General features: G+C 64.9%; 7 protein-coding genes. 4 read left to right on the top strand and 3 right to left on the bottom strand.

The genetic code is table 11. The features are described from left to right. The coding region (locus ACFP9U_RS08550; RefSeq protein ID WP_378620587.1) for a uracil-DNA glycosylase at positions 1-654 on the top strand (654 nt) is incomplete at its 5' end. A gap of 14 nt (positions 655-668) precedes the next feature. On the opposite strand, the gene ACFP9U_RS08545 is transcribed toward ACFP9U_RS08550, so the two are convergent. Then, positions 669-1,064, bottom strand: coding sequence for a hypothetical protein (locus ACFP9U_RS08545; protein WP_378620586.1), 396 nt, complete (start codon positions 1,062-1,064; stop codon positions 669-671). A gap of 150 nt (positions 1,065-1,214) precedes the next feature. On the opposite strand from ACFP9U_RS08545, the gene ACFP9U_RS08540 reads away from it, so the two are divergent. After that, entirely contained in the window at positions 1,215-2,000 is a 786-nt protein-coding gene (locus ACFP9U_RS08540) for a helix-turn-helix domain-containing protein (RefSeq protein WP_378620584.1), read from the top strand. A 48-nt stretch (positions 2,001-2,048) separates the two neighbouring features. Here ACFP9U_RS08540 and ACFP9U_RS08535 read toward each other — a convergent pair whose 3' ends face one another. Further along, positions 2,049-3,005, bottom strand: a complete 957-nt coding sequence (locus tag ACFP9U_RS08535; protein WP_378620583.1) for a DMT family transporter — start codon at positions 3,003-3,005, stop codon at positions 2,049-2,051. A gap of 69 nt (positions 3,006-3,074) precedes the next feature. Next, positions 3,075-5,387, bottom strand: coding sequence for a xanthine dehydrogenase family protein molybdopterin-binding subunit (locus ACFP9U_RS08530; RefSeq protein WP_378620581.1), 2,313 nt, complete (start codon positions 5,385-5,387; stop codon positions 3,075-3,077). A 143-nt stretch (positions 5,388-5,530) separates the two neighbouring features. Between ACFP9U_RS08530 and pepN the strand changes: the two genes are divergently transcribed. Together pepN and ACFP9U_RS08520 are read left to right on the top strand one after the other, a co-directional pair. Next, positions 5,531-8,176, top strand: a complete 2,646-nt coding sequence (pepN, locus tag ACFP9U_RS08525; RefSeq protein ID WP_378620580.1) for an aminopeptidase N — start codon at positions 5,531-5,533, stop codon at positions 8,174-8,176. A gap of 181 nt (positions 8,177-8,357) precedes the next feature. Further along, positions 8,358-10,685, top strand: a complete 2,328-nt coding sequence (locus ACFP9U_RS08520) for a PAS domain-containing sensor histidine kinase (RefSeq protein WP_378620578.1) — start codon at positions 8,358-8,360, stop codon at positions 10,683-10,685. Positions 10,686-10,804 lie beyond the last annotated feature (119 nt).

Genomic DNA, 10,804 nt, shown 5'->3' with positions numbered 1-10,804 from the left:
GCCACGCCCGCCGCCGTCCCCGACGAAGCGCAGGCGGCACGGGCGCGCGAGCTTGCCCGCCAGGCCGGCTCGCTCGAGGAACTGAAGGCGATTCTCGCCGAATTCGACGGCTGCAATCTCAAATATACGGCCAAGAACCTCGTTTTCGCCGACGGCAGCCCGGAGGCCGATCTCATGCTGGTGGGCGAGGCACCGGGGCGCGATGAAGACCTGCAGGGCCTGCCTTTCGTCGGCCGCTCGGGCAAGCTGCTCGACCGCATGCTGGCGGCGATCGGGCGCGACCGGACAAGCGCCTATATCTCGAACGTCATTCCCTGGCGACCGCCCGGCAACCGCGACCCTTCGCCTCTCGAGACGGAGATCTGCCGCCCCTTCATCGAGCGGCACATCGAACTGGCCCACCCGAAGGTGCTCGTAACGCTGGGCAACCCGTCGACCAAGCTGTTGCTGCGGACACAGACCGGCATCATGCGGATGCGCGGCAACTGGGCCGTCCATACCACCCCCGGGGGACTCGAGATCCCGACCCTGCCGACATTGCACCCGGCCTATCTGTTGCGCAATCCGGCACACAAGCGGCTCGCCTGGCGCGACTTCCTGGCCATCAAGGCAAAGCTCAGGGAACTAAGCGGATCGCCCCGGCCGGAGAACTGACCGGGGCCCGTGGTTCAAGCGATGGCCGTGGCCGCGCGCAGGCCGGCGATTTGCAGGAGTGCAAATAGCGCCACCGCGAGTGCCTGCCCCGTGATGAACAGCACACCGAGCGTGTTCGGCGCAACAAAGTTCATTGCCAGGAGCGCGAAGCTTGCGGCGACCCACAGCGCATTGACGAGAACGACGTCGACCACCAGAAGGCGTTGTGTCGTTTCCCGGCGCGCCAGCACGAAAAGCAATGCGACAAAGGGAACAAGTACGAGGCCGCACCAGAACAGAAGCGCGGCCGGCAGGTCCAATAACGGACCCAGAAAACTTGCCCCGGCGACCATCAGGATCGAGGCCGCGCCACTGACAACCGCGTCAGTCAGAAGTGCCTTGCGCAGAAAGGGAGAGATGGTGAGCGTCATTTTCGATCTCCTTGGTTTGCCACGGCCGGCTCAATCGCCGCCGAATAGGAGGAACATGACGCGCTCCGTTCGGCGTGGCGATTACCTCGAAGGTAATCGTTCGTTTCAGCGTGCCGGACTATCACTCCGCTTATGCAAGACACGACCGCAATGAACAGAACCGGGGACAGCGTGGGCGCGCTCCTGCGCGAATGGCGGCAGCGCCGCCGTTTGAGCCAGCTTCACCTCGCCCTGGACGCCGGCATCTCCCAGCGCCATTTGAGTTTCATCGAGAGCGGCCGCGCCGCGCCTTCACGCGGCATGGTGCTCACGCTCGCCGAAACGCTTTCAGTTCCGCTCAGGGAGCGCAATCGACTGCTGCTGGCGGCGGGCTATGCTCCCTCCTTCGGTGAACGCTCTCTCGGCGATCCCTCGCTCAAGCCCGCATTGGACGTTGTGCAACGGATCCTCGACGGCCATGCGCCCAATCCGGCGCTGGCGATCGACCGGCACTGGACGATGCTGCTTGCCAACGGCGCGGTCGCCCCCTTGCTGGCGGAAGTCGAGGACAAGTCGCTGCTCGAAGCGCCTGTCAACGTGCTGCGGCTGAGCCTCCATCCGAAGGGGCTGGCACCCAACATCCTCAACCTTGCGGAATGGCATGCCCATGTTCTGGGGCGCCTGCGCGGTCTCAACGAATTCGCGGCCGATCCCGTCATCGCCGAACTTGAAAAGGAGCTATCCGCTTATCCCGGCGGAGGCGGCCACCGGCGGAAAACCGACAAGGCGAGCGGCATCGCGGTACCCTTCCGGTTCCGGCTGGGATCTGCCACGCTTTCCTTCATCACCACGACGACCGTCTTCGGCGCACCGCTGGACGTCACGCTTTCGGAGCTCGCCATCGAAAGCTTCTTCCCGGCCGACGAGGCGACGGCGCGGTTCTTGAGAGCCGAGTAGGGCAGAGTAGGACAGCATATGGCAGGACACTTGCTGGCCTTGCCCCTGCTACCCGCCCGGGTGCACGAAACGCCTGGCGGCACCGCGCTTGAGGCCGAGCTGGCGCTCGCGCCAGATGATGAAGAGGCCGGCGCCAACGACGATCAGCCCGCCAACCAGCGTGTAGAGCGTCGGGATATCGCCGAAGGCGAAATAGCCGACCACGATGGCGAGGAGCATGGAGGTGTATTCGAAGGGCGCAATGGTCGACAGTTCGGCGTAGCGGTAGCACTGGGTCATCAGGATCTGCGCCACGCCGCCGCAAAGCCCGGCACCTGTGAGGGCGAGAAACTGCCAATACGTCAGCGGCGCCCAGCCGAAGGGAATGGTGAACAGCGACACCACGGTGGCCGTGACCGAGAACCACATGACAATGGTCGCCGTCTTTTCGGTCGTGACCAGCCGGCGCACCAGGAGCATGGCGACGGCGGACGCGGCCGCGCCGCCCAGGATCGCGATCACGCCGACGGCCTGGCCTGCCTCCAGACCGGTGGAACCGGTCAGCAGGGTGAGCTTGGGCCAGGCGATGACGACAACGCCGACGAAGCCGACAAGCACCGCGCTCCAACGATAGATGCGCACCGCCTCGCCGATGAAGAGCGCGCTGAAGACGACGACGAGCAGAGGCTGGGCGTAATTGAGCGTGATGGCGTCGGGAAGCGGCAGGCGCGTCAGCCCGAAGAAGCTGAGCGCCATCGCGGTCACGCCGACCAGGCCGCGCAGAACGTGGCTGACCGGGCGCTCGGTGCGCATTGCGGTGGCGAGCTGATGCTGCCAGGCCAGCATCACCAGAATGGGGAAGATGGCGAAAAGGGAGCGGAAGAAGACGATCTGCCCCGCGGGCACCGTGCCGGCGGACTTGATCAGCGAGGACATGACCACGAAGACGGTCACGGACATGATCTTCAGGGTGATGCCGACAAGGGGCCTTTGATCGCCGCCGATGTCGGTTGCCGCGACTGCCATTGTCCTACCGCTCCGGCCGGACGGCGCACGCCGCCCGGCATTCTTCGCCGGAGCCTTCCGATTGTCGACTCACCTTGCCCCTTGCGCCTTCGCGATAGTCTGCCACACGCGCGAAGGCGTGGCGGGCATTTCGATGTGCGAGATGCCGTAGGCGCGATAAAGCGCGTCGACCACCGCGTTGAGGACTGCCGGCGTGGAGCCGACCGTGCCGGCCTCCCCTGCCCCCTTCATGCCGAGACCATTGGTGCTCGAAGGCACGTTGCGGGTCTCGAAATGGATCGGCGGAAGCAGGTCGGCGCGCGGCATGGAATAGTCCATGAAACTCGCCGTGACGAGTTGGCCGTCCTCCGAGTAGACGGTCTCCTCCGTGAGGGCCTGGCCAGCCCCCTGCGCGATGCCGCCGTGGATCTGGCCGGCGAGAAGGATCGGGTTCGCCGTGGCGCCGAAATCGTCTACCACCGTGTAGGCGACAATCTGCGTCTTGCCGGTGCCCGGATCGATTTCCACCTCGCAGATGTGGGTGCCGTTGGGATAGGTCGCCTCCTCCTGGTGGAAGTCGCCCTCGCCCTTCAGATCGTCCGGGTTCTTCGCCGCCTTGGCGATGGACGCGAAATCCATCGCGCGATCCGTGCCGACGATGCGGGCCGTGCCCTCGACCAGCTCGATATCGGCGGCGGCGGCTTCCAGCTCCTCGGCAGCGATCTTCTTGATTTTCTCGGCGAGGTTCTCGCCGGCGCGCGCAGCCGAGACCCCGCCGATGGGGATGGACCGGGAACCGCCGGTGCCGCCGCCGGAGGCCAGTTCGTCCGTATCGCCCTGGTGAAGCTCGATCCTGTCTATGTCGATGTTCAGCTTCTCGGCGACGAATTGGGCATAGGCGGTCGCGTGGCCCTGACCGTTCGACTGCGTGCCGATGGCGAGCGTCACCGAACCGTCGCCGTTGAGCGTAAGATAGGCCGGCTCGGACCCGGGAAAGGCGCAGGCCTCGATGTAGGTTGCCATGCCGATGCCGCGGATGCGGCCGCGCTTCTCTGCCTCTTCGAACCGCTCCTCGAATTCGGTCCAGCCGGCGCGCTCCATGGCCAGCGTCATGTGGGCGTCCAGCTCGCAGCGGTCGTAGAGGCGCCCCGCCTGCGTGCGGTAAGGGAACTGCTCGGGCCTGATGAAGTTGCGCCGGCGGATTTCCTCGCGCGGAAGGCCGAGCTGCCGGGCGCATTCGTCCACCAGCTTCTCGATCAGAAAAGCGGCTTCCGGCCGCCCAGCGCCGCGATAGGCGTCGACCGGGCAGGTGTTGGTGTAGACACCCTTCACGGTAACGTCGAGCGCCTGAATGTCGTAGACGCCGGTCGACATCGATACACCGCCGGTCGGGATATAGGGGCCGAACTGGTGGATATAGGCGCCCATATTGGCCAACATCTCGATGCGCAGGCCGAGGAAGCGCCCATCGGCGTCGAGGGCCATTTCCGCCGTCGTGACATTGTCCCGGCCCTGGCTGTCGGTGAGGAAATGCTCGTTGCGGTCGCCCGCCCATTTGACCGGGCGGCCCAGGCGCTTTGCGGCTTCCAGAACCAGCGCGTGCTCGCGATAGACGAAGTTCTTCGTGCCGAACCCACCGCCGACATCGGGCGTGAGCACGCGCAGCTTCTCGCGCGGGATGTTGAAGACCTGGTCCGCCAGGGTCGACTGCATGTGATGCACGCCCTGGGAGCCGGTGGTCAGCACGAGACGGTCCTCCTCCGCCCGCCATTCGCCGATGGCGACGCGCGGCTCCATGTAGTTGGCGACGAGTCGGTTGTTGACGAAGGAGATCTTCACCACCCGGTCGGCCTTCTGGAAGGCATCCTTCGCTTTGTCCTCGTCGCCGATGCGGTAAGCGAAAGCCTGGTTCGAGCCGAGCTCCGGCCAGACGAGCGGTGCATCCTCGGCCAGCGCAGCCGCCGTGTCGGCAACCGGTTCCTCGTCTTCGTAATCGATCTCGATCAGTTCCGCCGCATCCTGCGCCTGGGCGCGGGTGTCGGCGACGATGAAGGCGACGGCGTCGCCGACGTAATGGACACGGTCGCGGCACAGAACGGGAATGTCGCGCGTCGGCGCCTTGGTGCCATCGGGCTGTACCTGCATGGCGCCGGACCTGATGTCGCCGAGATGCGCGGTCTCGGCGGCGGTCAGGACAAGATGGACACCCGGCGCCGCGCGGGCCTCCTCGATTGACGACATCGTGAACTTCGCCTTCGCCACGGGCGCGCGCAGAACATAGGCGTGCAGCGTTCCCGCCGGCGTGATGTCGTCCGTGTACCGACCCCTGCCGGTGATAAAGGCCTCGTCTTCCTTTCGCAGCACGGATGCGCCCATGCCGAATTTCGGTGTGAAAGCCGTCATACCGAGCCCCTTGCGATGTTATGCGGGAGGATGGGAAACATATCGAGCAGTCAGTTTTGTCGACGGGCCGCATCGTGTAAAGAGCCACAGGTGAAATTGTTGGGCCAGAGGCGGGAAACGCGGTGGCCGGCAGGAGAGTGAGTATGCGTACCGATACCGGCCAGGTGTTCCTGCTCGAGGACTACCGTCCCACCGATTACGACATTCCTGAAGTCGCGCTCGTGTTCCGGCTCGACCCGGACGATACGCGCGTTGCGGCGAAACTGACCGTCGCACGCAGGGAAAATGTCGCGGCGGACACCCCGCTGGTGCTCGACGGGGACGGGCTGACGCTGGAGCGGCTCCTGATCGACGGCGAGGCGGTCGATCCCTCCTGCTACGAGGCGACGGAGGACCGCCTGACGCTACGCCGGCTGCCGCGCCAGGCACGGTTCGAACTCACCATCGTGACACGGATCGCGCCGGCCAAGAACCAGGCGCTGATGGGCCTTTACCTTTCGAACGGGATCTACTGCACCCAGTGCGAGGCGGAAGGCTTCCGCCGCATCACCTATTTTCACGACCGCCCCGATATCCTCAGCACATACCACGTGCGCATCGAGGCCCGGCAGACGGAAGCGCCGCTTTTGCTGTCCAACGGAAACCCTGTCGACAAGGGGGAATTGGAAGATGGCTGGCACTACGCCGTCTGGTACGACCCGTTCCCGAAACCGTCCTATCTTTTTGCGCTGGTGGCAGGCAACTTGAGCGGCGTGCGCGAACGCTTCCTGACCGCCTCCGGCCGCCCCGTCGCGCTCGGCATCTATGTGGAGCACGGAAAGGAAGCGCGTCCGACCTATGCGATGGACGCGCTAAAGCGGTCCATGCGCTGGGACGAGGAGCGGTTCGGGCGCGAATACGACCTCGACGTGTTCAACATCGTCGCCGTCTCGGACTTCAACATGGGGGCGATGGAGAACAAGGGCCTCAACATCTTCAACGACAAATATGTGCTGGCGGACCCGGAGACGGCAACCGACGCGGACTACGCCAATATCGAGGCGATCATCGCGCACGAGTATTTCCACAATTGGACCGGAAACAGAATCACTTGCCGGGACTGGTTCCAGCTCTGCCTGAAGGAGGGGCTGACGGTCTTCCGCGATCACGAATTCTCCGCCGACCAGCGCTCGCGCGCCGTCAAGCGCATTGCCGAGGTGCGCACCCTGCGCGCGCACCAGTTTCCCGAGGACCAGGGTCCGCTAGCCCACCCGGTGCGGCCGCGGCGCTACCGGGAGATCAACAATTTCTACACGGCAACCGTCTACGAGAAGGGCTCCGAGGTGGTTCGCATGCTGCACACCGTTCTCGGCGACGAGACGTTCCGGGCCGCCATGGATCTTTATTTCGCGCGCCATGACGGCCAGGCGGTCACGATCGAGGACTTCCTGCGCTGTTTCGAGGACGCATCGGACCTGGATCTGTCGCAATTCGCGCTGTGGTATCATCAGGCGGGGACACCGAACGTCGCCGCCAGCAGCCACTATGACGCGAAGGCGAAGGAACTGACGCTCGAGCTCGAGCAATCCGTGCCGGCCACGCCGTCGGAAACGCGCAAGCGGCTGATGCACATCCCCCTCGCCTTCGGGCTCGTGGGAGCCGACGGACAGGACATGGACTTCCAAGGTGCCGAGGGCGCACGGGTGAGAGACGGAGTCATCCACCTGCGCAAGCGGCGCCAGGTGGTCCGGTTCAAGGGCGTGGAGACCCGACCCGCCGTCTCGCTGAACCGCGGCTTTTCCGCTCCCGTCACGCTTTCCTTCGAGATGTCCCGTCAGGATCGCCTCTTTCTTGCCCGCAACGACAGTGACCTCTTCTCGCGCTGGCAAGCGCTCAACACGCTCTTCACCGAGGCGCTGATCGACGCTACGGCCTCCATCCGTGGCGGTAAGAAGCCGGATTTCGACCCAGCGCTGCTTGTCTGTCCAGGAGAGATTGCAGCGGATGAAAGCCTGGAGGAGGCCTATCGAGCCCTGGCGCTGACATTGCCCGCCGAAGCCGACATCGCTCGTGAGATCGGCAGGAACATCGATCCCGACGCCATCGCCGCGGCGCGCAATGCGCTGCGTGAGGCGATCGCCAAGGCAGCGGTCGGAATCTTCGAAGAACTCTATGAAAAGCTGGCAGATAGCGGCGCTTTCAGTCCTGATGCGCAAAGTGCCGGCCGGCGAGCGCTGCGCAATGTTCTGCTGGAGTATCTCGCCGCCGGCGCCGCGGACCCGGCGTTGGCGACACGCCAGTTCCAGACCGCGCACAACATGACGGATCGCGCCGCCGCGCTGACCGTGCTCGCCCATCAGTTCTCCCGCACCGAAGCGGCCGAAGAGGCGCTTTCCGCCTTCGAGGAGACCTATCGCGGCGAACCGCTGGTGCTCGACAAATGGTTCGCAGTGCAGGCGCTGATCCCCGGTCCCGACACGTTGGAGCGGGTGCGCCGCCTGACCGGCCATTCAGCCTTTTCGCTGACCAATCCCAACCGCGTGCGCTCGCTGGTCGGCACCTTCGCAAGCAGCAACCAGAGCGGGTTCCACCGCGCCGATGGGGCGGGATACCGGCTCCTTGCCGACACGGTTCTCCAACTCGACGGGCACAATCCGCAGGTGGCCGCACGCCTGGCGGTCGCCTTCCGCTCCTGGCGCTCGCTCGAACAGGGGCGGCGCGAGGAAGCCCGCAAGACCCTGGCCCGCATCGCCGAGGAAAAGGGCCTCTCCCGCGACCTGCGTGACATCGTCGAGCGGACACTGGCATAGCGCCGGACGGCGGCATCTTCCTGGCCGGGCGAAAGGCCGGGGGGCCCGGCGACGGGAAAGGCGCGCGTCAATTTTCGCCGTGCCTCTGGACAAGGCGAATCACCTCTGATTCTTTATGGATGATTCGCAAGGTTGGCGTAGGCGGATCGGTCAAGCGGAAAAGAGAAGCGAGGGAGCCTTCATGGCGAAGGCGGACGCGTGGGCGCTGCCTGCGAGGGAAATTTTCTCCAGATTCTGGAGCCGGAGAAGACGCAGCATGGGCGTGGCCGGCAATGCCAAGATCATCGCCGCACCGGCCTATGAGCGGCTGGTCGCCCTCGAACCCTATCTGCGCCGCGCCATTCCCGTCCTCATCATCATCTTTCTCGTGATCATCGCCGCGACCCGCTTCCTTTCCATGATGGCGTGGCGCGACGATATCGAGCGCGATACGAAGCGGCTCCTTTCGGCGGCGGCGGACAATGTCGCCCAGTCGGTCCTGCTCGCGCGCCAGGACGGCGAGATCGATGGCGGCCGGGTCCTCGCGCTGATCGAGAAAGCCGAGCGAGGTCTCGGGATCGGCGACGAGTGGCTTCTCATCGTGACGGACGAAAGTTTCGTCGTCACCGCGGCTTCCCAGCAAATCCGCAGGATGGCGGGACAGCCGCTCGACGCATTCATCACCGGCGGCCAGCCCCTCTTCATGTTCGGAGAGCGTGCGGGCGTACAGGACGTGCACATGGGCGGCGCCGACTGGCTCGCGGCGGCCTCCATCCTGCCCGCGGGGCAAGGCGCGGTCGTGGCGCTGGCCCAGAAGGACGAGATCTTCGCCGGCTGGCGGCGCTCGGTCTCGCTCAACGTCACGCTGTTCGTGCTGACGGCGTGCGTGCTGATGGCGATTCTCTACGCCTATTTCAGCCAGGCGGCCCGCGCACAGGCCGCCGACCGCATCTATCTGGAAGCCCATCAGCGCGTCGATCTGGCCCTGGTGCGCGGCAAATGCGGGCTGTGGGACTGGGACATGGCACGGGGCAAGATGTATTGGTCCCGCTCCATGTATGAAATGCTCGGCTACGAGGCGGCCGACGCGATGCTGTCCTTCGGCGAGGTGGCAAACATCATCCATCCGGACGATGCCGATCTCTTCACGCTCGCCAACCGCATCGTCTCGCACGAGACGGATCAGATCGACCAGGTCTTCCGCATGCGCCATGCCGACGGGCGGTGGATCTGGATGCGAGCGCGGGCGCAGGTCGTCGACCCGGACGCGCCGGAGATCCACCTGATCGGCATCGCCGTCGACGTGACCGAGCAGCGCACGCTGGCGCAGCAGACCGAGGCGGCCGACCAGCGCCTGCGCACGGCGATCGAGAACATTACAGAGTCCTTCGTGCTCTGGGACGCCTCGGAACGCCTGGTCATGTGCAACACGAAATACCAGCAGGACACGGGGCTTGATCCCAGTGACATCGTCCTCGGCGTGCACCGCAGCGACGTCGAGGCACGGATGAACACGATCCGCTCGGAACGCCGCCTCTTGAGAGCCGCCAATCTCGGCGCCGGCGCCACCTTCGAGCGGCAATTGGCGGACGGGCGATGGCTGCAGGTCACCGAACTGAAGACGCGCGACGGCGGCACGGTTTCCGTGGGCACGGACATCACCCAGCTCAAGCAGCACCAGGAGAAGCTGGTGGACAGCGAGCGGCGCCTGATGGCGACCATTCACGACCTGAGCGTGGCGCGCAGGGCCGAGCAGGAGCGCTCACGCGAGCTCGTCGAGCTCAACCGCAAATATATGCGTGAAACCGAGCGCGCGGAGGCCGCCAACCGGGCGAAGTCGGAGTTCCTGGCGAACATGTCGCATGAACTCAGAACGCCGCTCAACGCCATCATCGGCTTCTCCGAACTCATGCAGCAGAAGCTGTTCGGCCCGCTCGGCTCCGAACGCTACGACGAATATATCGGCGATATCTACGCCAGCGGCACCTATCTCCTCGGCGTCATCAACGATATTCTCGACATGTCCAAGATCGAGGCCGGACAGTTCTCGGTGAGCCGGGAAAGCATCGATCTGGCACCGCTCATCCGCGAGACGGTGCGCGTGGTCTCGCTGCAGGCGGCCAAGAAGGACATCGAGGTGGCCACCGAAATCCCCGATTCCATCTCGCTGGTGGCCGACCGCCGGGCGATCAAGCAGATCGTCATCAATCTGCTTTCCAATGCGGTGAAGTTCACCGGCCAGGGTGGCAAGGTCACGGTCAGGTCGCGCAAGATTTCCAATGCGCTGATGCTGTCGATCGAAGATTCAGGCTGCGGCATACCGCGGGCGGCGTTGAAAAAGCTCGGCCGTCCGTTCGAGCAGGTGCAGAACCAGTTTTCCAAGAGTCATACCGGCTCAGGGCTGGGGCTGGCTATCTCCCGTTCGCTGACCGAGTTGCATGGCGGCGCACTGCGGATCCGTTCGAGGGAAGGCGTGGGCACGATCGTGTACGTGCGGATCCCGACGGGAGAGAGAGCGAAGGCGGCCTGACGACGGCGGACATCGAAGACCGATCCTGCCGCCTCGAAAAGCCTACCGATGCATCCGATCTCGGCGGCTTTCTCCTAACTTCCGACTCTCCTCGCCAGAACAGCGTTCACTCTTAGCAG

Origin of the sequence: Nitratireductor sp. GCM10026969 (assembly GCF_042660605.1) — a bacterium.
Taxonomy (GTDB): domain Bacteria; phylum Pseudomonadota; class Alphaproteobacteria; order Rhizobiales; family Rhizobiaceae; genus Chelativorans.
This window is presented reverse-complemented; position numbering and strand designations above follow the sequence as displayed.

Excerpts from the sequence above, each read along its gene's own strand:
- ACFP9U_RS08545 (WP_378620586.1), bottom strand. The coding sequence starts at position 1,064 with ATGACGCTCACCATCTCTCCCTTTCTGCGCAAGGCACTTCTGACTGAC.
- ACFP9U_RS08540 (WP_378620584.1), top strand. The coding sequence starts at position 1,215 with ATGAACAGAACCGGGGACAGCGTGGGCGCGCTCCTGCGCGAATGGCGG.
- ACFP9U_RS08535 (WP_378620583.1), bottom strand. The coding sequence starts at position 3,005 with ATGGCAGTCGCGGCAACCGACATCGGCGGCGATCAAAGGCCCCTTGTC.
- ACFP9U_RS08530 (WP_378620581.1), bottom strand. The coding sequence starts at position 5,387 with ATGACGGCTTTCACACCGAAATTCGGCATGGGCGCATCCGTGCTGCGA.
- pepN (WP_378620580.1), top strand. The coding sequence starts at position 5,531 with ATGCGTACCGATACCGGCCAGGTGTTCCTGCTCGAGGACTACCGTCCC.
- ACFP9U_RS08520 (WP_378620578.1), top strand. The coding sequence starts at position 8,358 with ATGGCGAAGGCGGACGCGTGGGCGCTGCCTGCGAGGGAAATTTTCTCC.